This is a genomic window from Pseudoduganella ginsengisoli (assembly GCF_009720865.1).
In the GTDB taxonomy this organism is placed as follows: Bacteria; Pseudomonadota; Gammaproteobacteria; order Burkholderiales; family Burkholderiaceae_D; genus Rugamonas; species Rugamonas ginsengisoli.
The window spans coordinates 24,073-39,967 of record NZ_WNLA01000027.1 but is presented as its reverse complement, the minus strand read 5'-3'; the positions used below and the strand labels follow the sequence as shown (position 1 = coordinate 39,967).

The following is a 15,895-nucleotide window of genomic DNA, read 5'->3' as shown; positions in this document are numbered from 1 at the left end:
CGTTAAGTCGTTGCCACTAGACTATGTTTCATAAGGAAAATTTCCATTATTTTTCGTTGAGCCTCTGCAAATTCTTTATATTTCTCATGGTCATATAGTGCACCCTTCAAAAGTTCGGCAGATTCATTTAGGCAGTTTTTATATAATTCTTGGTCGACGTGAAGCTTAACATCCACGTCACAAGTCTCTTGCACTCGCCGATGAATTTTTTCAAAGCAAGCCTTTTTTATATCAGCAGGATTTGGCATATTATTTGACTTTGGAACGTGCGCAAGCCCCATCGAGTCCTGCGCTGCAGCAACAGCCATTTTCTTACAATAAAATCCCATTGAAATCATGTCACATGTCGGGTCGCGTAGTAATACATGGTATCCGAATTGAGGAAGCATGTCGACACGCCATGCAGGCTGGTTATTAAACAATGATTCAAAAATCCAGTGCCCAAGACCAATGGTGAATAGCAAAGAATGTGCCTTGTCAGAAAGCTTGCTTAAGTCCACCCGCCCATTCGTCAACTCTGCATTACTGACAAACCCACTTTCAATGTATTTTTGCAACAGAGTTACGTCAGTCGCCAATAATTCATTCAACCAATCAAGCATCTTTTGCATGGTCTGTTGATCAACCATGTCTTTATTCGAACGAGTAGTTAAGAAAAGCAACCAATCCTCAGTTCTAGTTTTTGCCTGATGATTTATTAAATTGAAAATAGCATTCGTTAACGTAGGGCCTGGCTTTCCTGGTGGCGCCTCAGCAAGCGTCCCACAAAGATCCACATTAATTACATCAAAAGAACGGTGTGATGCAATTATCCTTTCATATGCAATCGATTTCTCCTTCGCAAGGTGTTCAAATTTATCTGGAACAACACCAGACATAGAATCGATTGCCGGAAGTGAAAGAACTTGGCTTAATAAAGCCGCATTAAGATGCTTATTATGCTCCCCATCACTTCCGCCATCATTTAAACCTAGGAAAGAAAGTTTTACCTCTTTAAGCTTGCACATTGGCTCAAGAGTGCGAACATCCAGAAGATCAGGCCCAGGAAGGCTCAAGTAATGCAAAGACCTTTTTCGGTCCTTCAGCTTTAAAGAATCAACCAACGTAGCAATACTCTTGGACCACTGATTCTGTCGGAGATAATGTTTACGCGGCTTATGCCAAGGAAAAAATTCCGTTCGAACTTCGAATGGAGTATGCTCTACGTTCTTTGGTGCTGAGCCTTCTTCAAAATGGCCACTTTCATCACCAAACAATTCATTGTGTTTTTCAGCCATCACTTGATATCAATTGTGAAGATTTCCACTATCTTCTGAAGCATCTCTTCTTGCGTTTTAAGATCAACTTTATCTAACACGCCATAGCTTCTTAAGACATCCGCAACTGCTTTAATTTTCTCCTCAAATAATGCTTCTCGAAGCTTCTCTGATTTCGTTCGAGGTTTAATTGCGGCTCGAGGAGCGAATACCACTGAACGCTGAAGTGCCATAACCGCGCCAGAAAAATCTAACGGTTGAGCAGACTCAACAAAATCTGTACGAACTTGAGGAGAACGTCCAATTCGATCAACAACAAGCTTATCAAGCTTTACTTTTGCTTCTTCCAGTCCGCCGGTAAGCTCAAGGTCCCGTACTCCTTTTGTTAGTGCCTTCTGCTTTGACACCATTTGGCGAAGTGAATGATGAACCCATTTCCTCATGAATTGATAATGAGGATGCGCTATGTTGAAAGATTCTCGATCAATGTTCAGCGCTGAGTCGAGCCCTTGAAGAACAAATATTTCAGCAGTAATCTGCCCCAAGCGGTTTTGCTCCGAAACCTGGTATTTAAAGAATTGATCGTCAAACATAATACCGCTAGCCCCATGAATACGGACCATCACACCATTATGGTCTGAAGGCACTATTCTCGGCTGCCAATAGTAATAAGCCTCAAGTTCTAAAGGGCCGCCACTGTACTCAGCCGGAAGCGACGTCATGTCTGACTTTATCTTACCTACAAATAACAAATTCCTTCCAACCTGAGCGTCCAGCGACGTAGTATCATCATTGAAAGATAACGGCCTACGAAGCAGCAGGCCATCAAAATAAACGTCAAAAGGCATCTCAGATGGATTATCTGGAGTAGACAAACTACAGTAATCCCGAAGGTTAAAACCTTCTTCCAATTCAATCACAACTGGCTTTGGCCTAATTGATTTATTGCTTAGAGCAAACATGTCTAAGCTAGAATTTGCGCTTAAAGAAAAGGGGTGCTTATCAATATAAGAGACCGGGATAGACAAACTAAGTGTCCAGATAGTCCGAAAATAAGTGTCAAGCACATCAGAAAGCTTAATCTTTTCTTGCCTGCTGTCCCCCTTATCTAACTGGCGGAGGCCTTCGAGTAATTTTCGAAACTTTGCTTCAGGAGAATCCTCCTTATCCCATGGCAGTTTCGCCGGCAAAATTAGACTTTCGGCTTCCCTCTGACTAACTTGCCCAATGTGAAAAGTTGGCAAAACCGGGCGAGCAACGAAATCGTCCTCAGCATCATCGCCATTGCCTTCTAAATTTGGCTCATCGTCATCTGAATTATCTGAATCAGCCTTTAATTCCGGCTCAGGATTTATCGCAGCCCATAATGATGCAGATTGCAAGCTCTCACGAACAAACGGTCTAATCTCATGCAAAGTAATTTCGGTACCTTGAGAACTCAAATCCGTAGCCAGGACAGTATGTATTTGTACTTTACCTGTTACGTATTTTTTTTCTTCGCCTGTTCCAGCAGCATCTACCTGATCATCCCTTTGGGGCATTAAAAGGATTTCACAAACCCTACGAACATTTTCGTTTTTTACCTTCGTAACAATTGTTAGGCGATGCGTAAGTTGTGAAACCGAAAAAAGACCAATGCCTAATTTTCCAATGAGCTTTCTTCCACCAGGGCTCCGAGTCCGGTCAGAAGGGGAAACAACGTTGTACTCACTCCCTTCTGAGGAGCGTTTAAGACTTCCTCCAATATGACAAATAACATGTACTAAAGCTTCTTCAGTTAGGCCATGGCCATTATCACGGATAATTATTCTCGAAAATCTTGGCGCATCAGTGATGACATGAACGGAAGTTGCATCAGCATCGTAGGCATTGGCAATAAGCTCCCTAAGAGCTGAGGCAGGTTCTCGATAAATGCCATCCGTGATCCTAGCAAAAACACGCTCATCCGTTTTAAGAACAGCACGTACAGGTTCACCGGTGGTCCGATTTGCTTTAACCTGCTCTAGGATTTCAGTTTCAGTTTCTTTGCTGGCATCTATCATTTTTGAGTCTGTTCGCATTTTTTAACAATCTCTTCATTTATCTGAATTCGAATAGATTCAGCCAGCACTTTCGCTAGTGGGGGCGGCACTGCATTAGAAACTTGAGTAACTTGCTCACTTAAAGTACCACATAATTGATAGTCTTTTGGGAATCCCTGTAATAGCATAGCTTCATAAATTGACAATCGCCGAAGCCCGGATGGATGCACATGTATCTCGCGATGTCCATAAGCAACGGTACGACTTGGTTTGTCCCAATTAAGTCGAATCAACGACCTTCCGCTAGAAACCAAATCAGGTCCAAAACGCTTTGACAAAGGTCTCATTGTCCAGTGATTAGGATGATGCGGAATATCTTTCGGTGTCAAGGAGCGATCGAAAAAAACCGGCTGTGGAAGATTTTCGATCGCATCACGAACGGTTTTCAGAGTTTCAGTTGCCGGAGCTGGAAATTCAAATTTCCTATTTTTGTTATTTTTTCGCAAACCCACCATGAAGAAGCGTTCACGACTTTGCGGAACATGAAAGTTTTTCGCATTTAAACAGGACGAGGAAACTGTAAACTTCGAGGACAAAGTTTTTTGAAGATTTTTAAGAACCTTTTCGTTTTCTTTAGATAAAAGTCCAGACACATTTTCGAATAAAAAAAACTCAATAGGGTAAATATCTGCTAGTTGAGTTATTATCTTTGTATAATTTTTCGCTAGGTTATTACGTGGATCGGAATGCGAGCGTTTTGTATTTGCCTGAGAGAAACCTTGGCATGGTGGGCCACCGATAATGCCTATTGGAGAAGCATTGGGGGAAATTTTTTGGATAAGTGCGTGTAGATCTGTCGCAGTAGCGGTAGCTAGATCAAGCTTTACAGCCGACTTATCTTTTGAATTATGATTGTGAGTATCTATTGCGGATTGAAAATAATCTACCGCTAACACAACATTAAATCCTGCCTGAGAAAAACCTACGTCAAGCCCTCCAGCTCCGCAGAACAACGATATGACGGTCGGAGTGCGAGCGCTCACTTCATCAGATTGTGCCGAGACAGGTGACTGACTGTTGATTTTAGGCAACGTATTGAGGAGAGCATTTGCGCCCGAGTAGCTAAGCGTATCATCCATATGTGCAACCAAAAAGTTTGTTGCATTCTACATGAGGTCAAGGCTGGTGATGGTTGCAACAAAGGAACCATTGAGAAGGAAAATAGCAAATACTGAGGCAAATCATTGCATTTTGTGAAATGTATACCGATTTCCATGTGGGAATGGAAGCTGGTAGCAAAAACCGCCTTTCGTCTTTGCAACTAGCACAGGAAGGGTACTACATTTGTGCAAATTTTATAGCCCTGATTATTCACGGCAGGTTGATTTTTTAAGCATCTATTGCTCAAATCATTTTGAAGCTATCGCGGTCCGACATGATCGAGAAGCCTCGTTGGCACAACTGCAGCCGCATCGCATGCACCAAGATCGATAAAACTAAGCTCGTCAAAACCAAAGGTAATAAAACTATGATCGCTGGCGCCATCGCTCTCTTGCTCGGCAGCTACCTGACATTCTGGCCGGCCCCCATTACCCCGGTAGTTTGGCATGCGCCCCCAGCTCCCGGCTACACCGGCACGCACGCCGCAAATCGAGGCCTAACTACGCTGCAAAAAATCCCCCTCCACAACGAATTCGGTCCCGAACACATCACCATCGGCCCCGACAACCACCTCTACCTGTCCGTCCTCAGCGGCCGCATCCTGCGCCTATCCCCCGACGGCGCCGAACAACAGGTCTACGCCCAAACCAACGGCCGCCCCCTGGGCACCGCCTTCGACGCCAGCCACAACCTGATCGTTGCCGACGCCTACAAAGGCCTGCTATCAATAGCCAAGGACGGCACCGTCACCGTGCTGGCCAACGAAGTCCAGCCCAACGACCCCATCCGCTTCGCCGACGCCGTCACCATCGCCCGCGACGGCACGATTTACTTCACCGACGCCTCGCAACGCTTTGTTCCGAAAGACCACGGCGGCACCAACAACGCCGCCATCCTCGACGTGCTGGAGCAATCAGCCACCGGCCGCGTGCTGGCCTACTCCCCCGCCACCAAACAAGTACGCGTGGTAGCGAATGGCCTCAGCTTCGCCAACGGCATCGCCCTGAGCAGTGATGAACAAACCCTGTTCGTCAACGAAAGCGGCCGCTACCGTGTGTGGAAAATCGCCACCACCGCCAACGCCATCGACGTGCAACAGCCATCGCCGCAAGCCCAGATCCTGTTCGACAACCTGCCCGGCTACCCGGACAACCTGATGCGCGGGCTCGATGGCAAGATCTGGCTGGGCTTTGCCGGCCAACGCGACGGCCTGGACGCCATGGCGCAATATCCAGCGCTGCGCAAGGTGGTCTGGCGCGTGCCACAGGCGCTATGGATCCGGCCAAAGAACATCGGCCATGTGATGGCCTTCACGGAAGACGGCACCATCGTGGCGGATTTACAGGATCCGACGGGGAATTCGCCAGCCACGACGGGCGCCACCGAAACTGCCGACCGTCTATACATCCACAATGTCGATGGCAACGAACTGGGCTGGCTACAGAAATAACAACAGAAATTTCGGAATTTCAGAAATAGTTTGATTTTCACCCCATTTTTGCGCACTATTTCTGAATCTCCGAAATTAATGATGCCACCCATGGACACGTCCAAGCTGAGCGCACTCGAACTGGCCAACGCCCTTGCGCAAGTCCCCTCGGTGCAAGTGATGCACGACATGGCCGACGTCGGCATGCAAGTGCGCGCGCACCGCAAGCAGCAAAAGCTGCGCATCGACGATGCGGCTGCGCTGATCGGCGTTTCCGTCGACCTGTTCTCGCGGCTGGAAAACGGCGCGGGCGGCATTCGTACCGACAAACTGCTGACAGTGCTGGATAGTCTGGGGCTGGTGATGATCATCGCCCCTAAGGATCATGATTACGTGCAGGATCTCCCGCGCGACAAAGTATTCGATACTTACGGCAAGTAACCAGCACTCCAGGGGCCGCCACCGGCGCCAAACACCCCGCCACTCATCATCATTCCCGACCGTTCGCCACGTCTCCCCGCCGTTCATCCCACTCCGCTGTCCCCGCCCGCGCGCAAGTCCTACCCTCCCGGTTAGCCACAATAAAAGGACTCGCCATGCTAACCCTGCGCCACCTGCACAAAACTTACGCCAACGGCGTGCACGCCACCAACGACATTTCACTGGACATCCCGACCGGCTTATTCGGCCTGCTCGGCCCGAACGGCGCCGGCAAGTCGTCGCTGATGCGCACCATCGCCACCCTGCAAACGCCCGACAGCGGCAGCATCCACTTCGACGGCGTCGACGTGCTGCAAAACCCGCAGGCGCTGCGCCGCCAGCTGGGGTATCTGCCGCAGGATTTCGGCGTCTACCCGAAAGTCTCCGCGCTGGAATTGCTGAACCACTTCGCCGTCTTGAAAGGCATCACGCAGCGCGGCGAGCGCAAGGAAATGGTGGAAGGCTTGCTGCACCAGACCAACCTGTGGGACGCCCGCCACCGCGCCGTGCATTCGTATTCCGGCGGCATGCGCCAGCGCTTCGGCATTGCGCAGGCGCTGCTGGGGGCGCCGCGGCTGGTGATTGTCGACGAGCCAACGGCAGGACTGGACCCGGATGAACGCAACCGCTTCCTCAACCTGCTGGCGCGCATCGGCGAACAGGTGGTGGTCATCCTGTCGACGCATATCGTGGAAGACGTGACGGATTTGTGCCCGCGCATGGCGATAATCGCGGCGGGCCGCGTGCTGGTGGCGGGCGAGCCGCAAGCCGCCATCGATACGTTGCGCGACAGCGTGTGGCGCCGCAGCGTCAGCGAAGCTACCTTGGCCGACTACCAGCAGCGCTACACGGTGCTGTCTTCGCGCCTGGTGGGCGGCAAGCCGCAGATCAAGGTGTATTCCACCACGCAGCCGGGCGACGGTTTTGCGCGCGTGGAACCGGACCTGGAAGACGTGTACTTCCTGAAGCTGCGCGCGGCGGCATAAGGGGAACGGCATGTGGACTGAATTCTTCCGTTTCGACCTGCGCTACCAGCTGCGCCAGCCCTTGCTGTGGATCGTCGCGCTGGCGCTGATGCTGACTGCCGGCCTGTCGGCCGGCAGCGACGCCTTCCGCATCGGCGGCGCCATCGGCAATGCGCACCTCAATGCACCACTGCTAATCGCGCGCCAGCTGGGTATCCTCAGCGTGGCCGCCATGTTCCTGGTGACGGTATTCATTGCCGGCGCCGTGCTGCGCGACAGCGATGCCGGTATTGCCGACCTGCTGTTCGCCACGCCCATGTGCAAGATTGATTACCTGGTCGGCCGCTTCCTGGCCGGCCTGTGCGCGTGCGTAGTGATCTTCGCGCTGGTGACGGCGGCAATGATGGCGGGCGCCAGCCTGTCCGGCGCGGATCCTGCCCGTCTGAGCCCCTTCGCGCTGGCGCCATATGCATGGAGCTTCTTCGTACTGGTGCTGCCGAATTTGCTGTTCGTGGCGGCCTTGCTGATGCTGCTGGCCACCGTGACGCGCTCGATGCTGATGGTGTACGTCGGCGTGCTGGCATTCATGGTGCTGTGGTCTGCCGCCGGTTTCCTCGCGCAGCGCCAGGATAACGTGGTGTTCGCCGCCCTGCTCGACCCGTTCGCGCTGCGCGCCCTGGCCCTGGCCACGCGCTACTTCACCAGCGCCGACACCAACACCCGTTTGCCCGAACTGACGGGCGCCCTGCTGGCCAACCGCGCCGTGTGGAGCATGGTGGCGCTGGGCATGCTGGCGGCCACCATTGCGCTGTTCAAGCCGCAGCGTGCAGGCACCGGGCGGCAAAGCGCGCTGGCCCGGCATGCGGCAGGATTGCGCCAGGCTGTGGCCCGCGCGCTGGTGCGGCCACAGGCAACGCCATCCAGCGCACGCCACACCCGGCGCATCGCGCCACGCTTTACCAGCACCACCGGCTGGGCCCAGTGCTGGAGCATGCTGTGCCTGGACACCCGTGGCATCCTGCGCAGCATGCCGTTTGTCGTCATGCTGTTGCTGGGCGTAGCAAACTTCCTCGTCAACTACCTGGTCGGCGGCATGCGCTTCGACAGTACGCCGTATCCGCTGACGCGCCTGATGCTGCAAGAACTCGATGGCGGCCTGAATTTCGTGCTGACGCTGGTGCTGCTGTTTTACAGCGGTGAACTGGTCTTCAAGGACCGGCAAGCCCGCATCGATGCCGTGGCGGACGCGCTGCCGGTGCCGAACTGGGCGCCATTGCTGGCCAAGTGCGGCGCGCTGGTGGCCGTGGTGCTGGCGTTCGTTTTCACGGGCGTGCCGGTCGCAATGGTGATCCAGGCCATCAAAGGCGGTGTGCCGTTTGAACCGCTGTTGTACTTGCAAGGCACGTTGATTGCCGCCGTCTGGTATGTGCTGATGGCGGTGGCCCTGCTGGTGCTGCAAACGGTGGCGGCCAACAAATATGCAGGCTATGCGCTGGGCATTGCGCTGATGGCGTCCGGCCGCGTGCTGCAAGGCCTGGACATCGACCATCATCTGGCCAGCTATGCGTCGCTGCCGACGCTGGTGTATTCCGATATGAATGGCTATGGCCACTATCTCGCGGGCTGGAGCTGGTTTGCGCTGTATTGGAGCCTGTTTGCCTGCGCACTGGTGCTGGTGGCGCAAGCGTTCTGGGCGCGCGGCCTGCCGCCGGCGTGGCGCCAGCGCGCTGTGCGTGCCATCGGTGCACTGCGCGGCAAAACCGGCGCAGCATTGGTGCTGTGCATGGCCGCATGCGCTGCCTGCGGCGGCTGGATCTACTACAACACCAATGTGCTCAATCCATACTTGTCTGCCAGCGCGCAGCTGGATTTGCGTGCCGACTATGAGAAAGCATGGCGTGGCACGATGTCGCTGCCGCACCCGCACATCATCAGCGTGAAGACCTACGTCGACATTTTCCCGGAACAGCAGCGCGTGGAAATCCGTGGACACTACGTCTTGCAAAACAAGACGGCGCAGCCACTGGACACGCTGCACATCCAGCGCAGCCTGGGCCCGGAAGCCGGCGCCGTCTCCCGCGTGGATACCGCCATCACGGGCCTGCCGGCGCACACGGTGGCGCGCGATGATCCACGCTTCGGCATTCAATTGATCAAACTGGCGCAGCCGCTGGCGCCGGGCGCCACCCTGCCGCTGGATTTCACGGTGCGGGTCAGCCATCCCGGCTTCACCAATCACGGCAAGCCTTCTCCCATCAATGAAAACGGCACGCTGTTCACGTTTGACGAATATTTCCCGCAGTTCGGCTACAACCAGTCGCTGGAAATCGAAGACCGCAACGAGCGCCGCGCGCGAGGCCTGGGTGAACCGAACCGCCTGCCATCGCTGGACGACAAGGCTGCGCAGCGGAACAACTTCTGGAAGCTGTATGGCATCCATGGGGATCTGGTCGACTTTGAAGCCACCATGTCCACCAGCGCCGATCAAATCGCGATGGCGCCCGGTACGCTGCAGCGCAGTTGGGAAGATAAAGGCCGCCGCTATTTCCACTACAAGCTGGACCAGCCGGTGCTGCCGTTCTTCTCGTTCCAGTCGGCGCGCTGGGAAGTCAAACAGACCGAGTGGCATGGCATTCCAATCCGCGTGTATTACGACCGCAAGCATCCATACAACGTCGACAGCATGATTGCCGGCGCGAAGGGGGCCCTGGAATATTTCACGGCGAACTTCGGCCCTTATCCGCACAAGGAAGTGCGCATACTCGAAACGCCGCTGTACCTGAGCTATGCGCGCAGTTTCCCGACCGTGATTCCGTTTTCCGAGTCGCTGGGATTCATTAACGATTTGCGCGGCGAGGATAAGGTCGACCACGTGTTTTATGTCACGGCGCACGAAATTGCGCACCAGTGGTGGGGCGACCAGGTGATTGCGGCCAATGTGCAGGGCAGCGCAATGGTGACGGAATCGCTGGCGGAATATGCGTCATTGATGGCGACGGAACACCATGTCGGCAAGGAGAAATTGCGCAGTATTTTGCGCTGGGACCTGGATGAATACCTGCGCGGACGCGGTGCGGAACAGATGGAAGAACAGCCGCTGATGCGGGTCGAGGGACAGGTCTATGTGCAGTACCGTAAGGGCAGCCTGGCGTTGTACCGCTTGAAAGAAGAAATTGGCGAGGCAAGCGTGAACCGGGCGTTGAAGCGTTTGCTGGATGAAAAACGGTATCAAACGTCGCCCTATGTGACCAGCCGGGACGTGCTCCAGTATTTGCGCGCGGAGACGCCATCGGACAAGCAGCAGCTGGTGACGGATTTGTTTGAGCGGATAGTCGTGTATGACAACCGGGTGCAGGCGGCCAGCGCGGTGCAGCGCAAGGATGGCAAGTGGGAGGTGTCCATTCAGGTCAGCCTGGCCAAGCTGGTGGCCGATGGGAAAGGGGTTGAAAAGCCGGTGGCTTATGATGAGCCGGTGGAGATCGGGGTGTTGGCCGAAGGGACAGGGCGCTTGCTGTACCGGGAGCGGCATGTGTTGGCAGGCGGGCTGTCCAGGGTGACGGTGGTGGTGGATGGCGAGCCTGCTGACGTGGTGGTGGATCCTTCCGGGTTGCTGATTGACCGGAATGTGGCGGATAACCGGCGCAAAGTGGAGGTGAGTGGCGCCGGTTTATAACAGCTAAAGCTTATAGCCCTGCTTGAAGGCTGTACTGCGCCGCCGCGACATCGCCACCCGCATCCCATTCTGCAGCACAAGCGTCAACCCGCCCGCTGGCGACGGCGTCATCTCTGCCACAAACCGCATGTTGACGATCTGGCTGCGGCTGGTCCGTACGAAATGTGCCGGATCGAGGCGGGCTTCCAGCTGCACCAGGGAACGCAGCATCAGTGGCCGGTGCTGGTCGAAATACACGCGCGTGTAATTGCCCTCCGATTCGAACAGCATGATGCGCTCCAGTTCCACGAACCAGCACCGCTCGCCATCCTGGATAAACACCTTGCCATCCGGCGCGGCCGGCTGCACACCCTGTTCCGGCTCGCCTCCCTGTATCTGCACGGGTTTCTGGTCCGGCGCCGGATGTAGCGCCGTCTTTAGCGCCGGCGCATCGGCGGGCGCACTACCAGCACCAGCGCCACCCGCCACTGCGGCAACACCTCGCTCGGCCTTGTGCAACGCCTGCGCCAGCCGGTCATCCTCGATCGGCTTTAACAGATAATCCAGCGCATTGACATCGAACGCGCGGATCGCAAACCGGTCATACGCCGTCGTAAAAATCACGGCAGGCGCCACATCGAGCGCCGACAGCAAATCAAAGCCACTGCCATCGGGCATCTGGATATCCAGGAAAATCAAGTCCGGCATTGCACGTGCAATCACTTGCAGCCCTTCCGCGACACTGGCCGCTTCCGCGACAATCTGCACGCCGGTATGCACGCGCAGCATGCGGCGCAATTCATCGCGCGCCAGGGGTTCGTCGTCAATAATGGCAACCTTCATGCGGCTTCCTGTGGCAAGGTGATGGTGGCGGTGACCCAGCCTGGCGATTCTTCCAGCGCGCAGGCTGCGGCGGGGCCGAATTGCAGTGCCAGGCGCTGGCGCGCGTTGGCCAGGCCAACCCGGGTCGATTCGCTGTCGGCAGCCAGCTTGCCCTGATTGGCGATACGCACCAGTACCGCGTTCGCCGTGCGCTCGGCGCTGATCGCGACCTGGCATGGCCCCGTGGCGCGCTCCACGCCGTAGCGGATGGCGTTTTCCACCAGGGTTTGCAGCACCATGGGCGGCAACAAGGTGTCACCCAGCTCCTGGGGGATGGTTTCAGAAAATTGCAGGCGGTCCCGGAAACGCAACTGCTCCATGCCCAGATACGCGCGCACTGCCGTCATTTCATCCGCCAACCGCACCGTATCCGTGTGGCCCGCCTGCAGGCTGTGGCGCATCATGCCTGCCAGGCGGTTGATGGCGCGGGCGGCAGCATCGGCGTCCTGATACACCAGCGCGCGTATGCTGTTCAGGCTATTGAAAAAGAAATGGGGATTGACTTGCGACTGCAGCGCGCGCAATTCGGCTTCCTTCACGCTGACTTCCAGCTGCAGCTTTTCCAGCTCAAACTGCGTCGCGCGCCGCCGCGACAGGGCCACGGCATAGCACAAGGTCCAGATCACGAACAGCACGAACCAGATCACGACCAGCAACAGGATGTTGAAAAACAACCCCTCTTTGTCGTCGAAGAAGGCGCCCCGGCGGAACAGCACATCCGCCAGCAGCAGGAAACCCGTTTGCACCACGGCCAGCAACAGCAGGCAGGCGGCAATGCGTCCCAGCGGGAACCCGCGCTGCTTGACCAGCCAGCCGCGCCGCTGCAACTGCCCGCGCCACAGGTGCGACAATCCCAGTCCGGTGGCGATGCAAAACAGCTTGGCGACAGCGAAGCGCAACGCGCCCTGCAAATCGCCGAAGGAAGACGACAGCACGCTGAACACAGCCAGCGTGCCCCAGCCCACCAGTTGGCAAAACCAGTAATCGCGGTTGGTGGAAGGTTTGAAGTTGTTCACGCTGCCGATTCGATGTAGGGGAAACGGAATGGTACCAGCACCCAAGGCTGGATTATCATAAGATGCTCACGTCGCCCCCAGCAGCCGTTTTATGAAAATCCTGGAATACGCCGAATTCACCCCGCCCAGCAATAACCCGCAATACGACAAAGTCCGGCAAGCCATCGAGCGCGACGACTTCCGTTCGGCGCAGGTGAAAAAACTCGTCAATCTGTCGCATGGCAAATTTTATCGGGCCAAGCTGGATTACGCGGACCGGCTGCTGTTTTCCACCGTGCGCTATGAAGGCGAAGTGTATGCGCTGCTGCTGGAAGTGATTGAAAACCACGCATATGAAAAATCGCGCTTCCTGCGCGGCGTGGCAGTGGATGAAAACCTGATTCCCGACATCGAAGCGGCCGAAGCGCAGGCTGGCGCCGAACCGGTGCGCTACCTGCACCCGCAGCACCGCCGCGTGCACTGGCTCGATAAAGCCATTTCGTTCGACGACGCCCAGCAGGCGGTCTACCAGCTGCCGGCGCCATTGATCATTGTCGGCAGCGCCGGCAGCGGCAAGACAGCGCTGACCTTGGAAAAAATGAAGCACGCGCAGGGCGATGTGCTGTACGTGACCCATTCGGCCTACCTCGCGCAATCGGCGCGCGACCTGTATTACGCGCACGGCTACCAGCGCGAAGGCCAGCAATGCACGTTCCTGTCGTACCGCGAATTCGTGGAATCGATCCACGTGCCGCAGGGACGTGAAGCGCAATGGCGTGATTTCTCCGGCTGGTTTGTGCGCGTGCGCCAGCAGTTCAAGGGCATCGATGCGCACCAGGCATTTGAAGAAATCCGTGGCGTCATCACGGCCGGCGCGGAAGGCGTGCTGTCGCGCGATGCCTACCTGGCCCTCGGCCTGCGCCAGTCGATTTTTGCCGAACGCGAACGGGGCGCACTATACGACCTGTTTGAGCGCTATCGTGCGTGGCTGAAGGAAGCAGGCTTGTTTGACCTGAACCTGGCAGCGCATGAGCGGTTGTCCCTGGCCGGCGGGCGCTATGACTTTGTCGTCATCGACGAAGTGCAAGACCTCACCATGGTGCAACTGGCGCTGGTGCTCAAAACGCTGAAGAAGCCCGGCCAGTTCCTGATGTGCGGCGATTCCAACCAGATCGTGCACCCGAATTTTTTTGCGTGGAGCCGCATCAAGACGCTGTTCTGGCACGATGCCGCGCTGGCGGAAAAGCAGCAGCTGCAAGTATTGCGGGCGAATTTCAGGAATGGCGCGCAAGTCACGCGCACGGCCAACACACTGCTGAAAATTAAGCACAGCCGCTTTGGTTCGATCGACCGCGAGAGCAATTTCCTGGTCGATGCCGTTGGCGGCGACGCAGGAACGGTTTCGCTGCTGGCTGACAGCGCCAAGGTGCGCCGCGACCTGAATGCGCAAACGCGCCGCTCCACGCGCTTCGCGGTCCTGGTGCTGCGCGACGAAGACAAGGCGGAAGCCCGGAAGCAGTTCGAAACGCCGTTGATCTTTTCCGTGCACGAAGCGAAGGGACTGGAATACGACAGCATCGTGCTGTTCCGCTTTATCTCCGACAACCGGGCGCCGTTTGGCGACATTGCCGATGGCGTGACACCCGCCGACCTGGCTGCCGACGATTTGCACTACAGCCGAGCGAAGGACAAGGCCGACAAATCGCTGGAGATTTACAAGTTTTATGTGAATGCGCTGTATGTCGCGCTGACACGCGCGGTGCGCAACGTCTACCTGGTGGAGTCGGACGTGCTGCACCCGCTGCTGCGCTTACTGGAAATCCGCGATACGGGCGCCGGTGCGCATGGTGATGCGCAGGCATCGAGCCTGGAAGACTGGCAAAAGGAAGCGAGAAAACTGGCGTTGCAGGGCAAGCAGGAACAGGCCGACGCCATTGAGCGCATGATCCTGAAAACCGCGCCCGTGCCTTGGCCTGTATTCGACGAACCGCGCCTGCGCGACACGCTGCACAAAGTCTTTATCGACAAGGCGCCCGGCAGCAAGCACAAGGCGCAGTTGTACGACTATGCGTTGGCCTATGATGAGCCGATCCTGGCGCTGTCGCTGGAACATGACACGGGTTATGCGCAAGCAGCCAACTTCGCGCTGGCCGGCGCCACGCAGGCGCGGCGCCACTTCCTGCCTTACTTCGCGCAGAGTTTCAAGGACGTGCTGCGGCAGTGCGACAAGCATGGTGTCGAGCACCGCACGCCGATGAATTTGACGCCGCTGATGGCTGCCGCTGCCGCCGGCAATGTGCCGCTGGTGGAAGCGCTGCTGGCACGCGGCGCGGATGTGGAAGCGGTCGACCATACGGGGCGCAATGCGCTGCACTGGGCGATTGCCACGGCGCTGCGCGATCCTGCGTATGCGGAGAAATCGCTGCCGGCAGTATGGCAACTGGTGGCGCCGGCGTGCATCGACGTGCAGGCGGATGGGCGGCTGGTGCGCATCGAGCGGCAGCAGTCGGAATACCTGCTGTTCCAGGTGATGTGGGTGCTGTTCAAATCGTGCTTCGGCAGCCTGGATGGAGAAGATAGCGGCGCGTTTGATGCGGGGCTGCTGGCGGCGGCGCTGGAAAAGCTGCCGGATGCGGTGGCGGCGCCGGAGCGCAAGAAGCGCGCATATATATCTGGCGTGTTGTCGCGCAATGAGCGGGACCGGGAGTATGCGTACAACCGAAGGCTGTTCCTGCGGGTGACGACGGGGCTGTATCAGTTCAATCCTGCGCTGTCAGTGCGCAGGCGCGTTGTGGATGGGGATCGGTGGGTCAATGTGTTTGCGGCGTTGAATCTGGCGCTGGTGAAGGAATTGGCGGAGCCTAGTTATGAGGATCATATTGACGTGTTGTTGAATGAGGCGGATTTGCCAAGGGCTCCGCGGGCGATGATGTTTGTTCATCATCGGGAGAAGTGGGGTACATAAACACCACTTTCATCAAATTGTTAGATATAGGATTGTCGGAAATCAATGCCTTGTCTGTCGCCGCTTCGTAAGCTCAGGTTTTTCTTTTA

At 56.0% G+C, this 15,895-nt stretch carries 10 protein-coding genes; 5 read left to right on the top strand and 5 right to left on the bottom strand.

Translation table 11 applies throughout. The features are described 5' to 3' along the window. Nucleotides 1-2 precede the first annotated feature (2 nt). Genes GM668_RS26475 through GM668_RS26465 form a run of 3 tightly spaced genes read right to left on the bottom strand, consistent with a single transcriptional unit; the run spans nt 3 to nt 4,416 of the window. Nucleotides 3-1,277 carry a PP_RS20740 family protein gene (locus tag GM668_RS26475; RefSeq protein ID WP_155441975.1) on the bottom strand — a complete coding sequence of 425 codons (1,275 nt, stop codon included), beginning with the start codon at nt 1,275-1,277 and terminating at the stop codon, nt 3-5. Further along, nucleotides 1,277-3,298 (bottom strand): ATP-binding protein, encoded by a 2,022-nt coding sequence (locus GM668_RS26470; protein ID WP_170305852.1) that lies wholly within the window; start codon nt 3,296-3,298, stop codon nt 1,277-1,279. Before GM668_RS26470 ends, GM668_RS26475 begins: the two co-directional genes overlap by 1 nt. Further along, complete coding sequence (locus tag GM668_RS26465; protein WP_155441973.1) at nt 3,295-4,416, bottom strand: DNA cytosine methyltransferase; 1,122 nt, start codon at nt 4,414-4,416, stop codon at nt 3,295-3,297. The genes GM668_RS26470 and GM668_RS26465 overlap by 4 nt, the downstream gene beginning before the upstream one ends. A gap of 296 nt (nt 4,417-4,712) precedes the next feature. Here GM668_RS26465 and GM668_RS26460 point away from each other — a divergent pair, with 296 nt between their 5' ends. The 4 genes from GM668_RS26460 to GM668_RS26445 all read left to right on the top strand — a co-directional run bounded on the left by GM668_RS26460 (nt 4,713) and on the right by GM668_RS26445 (nt 10,985). Then, nucleotides 4,713-5,888 carry an SMP-30/gluconolactonase/LRE family protein gene (locus tag GM668_RS26460; protein WP_308506846.1) on the top strand — a complete coding sequence of 392 codons (1,176 nt, stop codon included), beginning with the start codon at nt 4,713-4,715 and terminating at the stop codon, nt 5,886-5,888. A 90-nt stretch (nt 5,889-5,978) separates the two neighbouring features. Further along, complete coding sequence (locus tag GM668_RS26455) at nt 5,979-6,308, top strand: helix-turn-helix domain-containing protein (RefSeq protein WP_155441972.1); 330 nt, start codon at nt 5,979-5,981, stop codon at nt 6,306-6,308. A 155-nt stretch (nt 6,309-6,463) separates the two neighbouring features. Beyond that, a complete protein-coding gene (locus GM668_RS26450) occupies nt 6,464-7,333 on the top strand; it encodes an ABC transporter ATP-binding protein (RefSeq protein ID WP_155441971.1) in 870 nt (289 codons plus the stop codon). A 10-nt stretch (nt 7,334-7,343) separates the two neighbouring features. Next, a complete protein-coding gene (locus GM668_RS26445; RefSeq protein ID WP_155441970.1) occupies nt 7,344-10,985 on the top strand; it encodes a M1 family aminopeptidase in 3,642 nt (1,213 codons plus the stop codon). A 3-nt stretch (nt 10,986-10,988) separates the two neighbouring features. Here the strand turns inward: GM668_RS26445 and GM668_RS26440 are convergent, their stop codons facing one another. Continuing rightward, nucleotides 10,989-11,807 (bottom strand): LytR/AlgR family response regulator transcription factor, encoded by an 819-nt coding sequence (locus GM668_RS26440; RefSeq protein WP_155441969.1) that lies wholly within the window; start codon nt 11,805-11,807, stop codon nt 10,989-10,991. After that, complete coding sequence (locus GM668_RS26435) at nt 11,804-12,862, bottom strand: sensor histidine kinase (protein ID WP_170305851.1); 1,059 nt, start codon at nt 12,860-12,862, stop codon at nt 11,804-11,806. Before GM668_RS26435 ends, GM668_RS26440 begins: the two co-directional genes overlap by 4 nt. Nucleotides 12,863-12,953: 91 nt before the next feature. Between GM668_RS26435 and GM668_RS26430 the strand changes: the two genes are divergently transcribed. Beyond that, nucleotides 12,954-15,806 (top strand): ankyrin repeat domain-containing protein, encoded by a 2,853-nt coding sequence (locus tag GM668_RS26430; protein ID WP_155441967.1) that lies wholly within the window; start codon nt 12,954-12,956, stop codon nt 15,804-15,806. The last annotated feature ends 89 nt before the right edge of the window (nt 15,807-15,895 follow it).

Coding starts and splice junctions, on each gene's coding strand:
- GM668_RS26465 (WP_155441973.1), bottom strand. CDS start 4,416: ATGGATGATACGCTTAGCTACTCGGGCGCAAATGCTCTCCTCAATACG.
- GM668_RS26470 (WP_170305852.1), bottom strand. CDS start 3,298: ATGATAGATGCCAGCAAAGAAACTGAAACTGAAATCCTAGAGCAGGTT.
- GM668_RS26475 (WP_155441975.1), bottom strand. CDS start 1,277: ATGGCTGAAAAACACAATGAATTGTTTGGTGATGAAAGTGGCCATTTT.
- GM668_RS26440 (WP_155441969.1), bottom strand. CDS start 11,807: ATGAAGGTTGCCATTATTGACGACGAACCCCTGGCGCGCGATGAATTG.
- GM668_RS26445 (WP_155441970.1), top strand. CDS start 7,344: ATGTGGACTGAATTCTTCCGTTTCGACCTGCGCTACCAGCTGCGCCAG.
- GM668_RS26460 (WP_308506846.1), top strand. CDS start 4,713: ATGATCGAGAAGCCTCGTTGGCACAACTGCAGCCGCATCGCATGCACC.
- GM668_RS26450 (WP_155441971.1), top strand. CDS start 6,464: ATGCTAACCCTGCGCCACCTGCACAAAACTTACGCCAACGGCGTGCAC.
- GM668_RS26455 (WP_155441972.1), top strand. CDS start 5,979: ATGGACACGTCCAAGCTGAGCGCACTCGAACTGGCCAACGCCCTTGCG.
- GM668_RS26430 (WP_155441967.1), top strand. CDS start 12,954: ATGAAAATCCTGGAATACGCCGAATTCACCCCGCCCAGCAATAACCCG.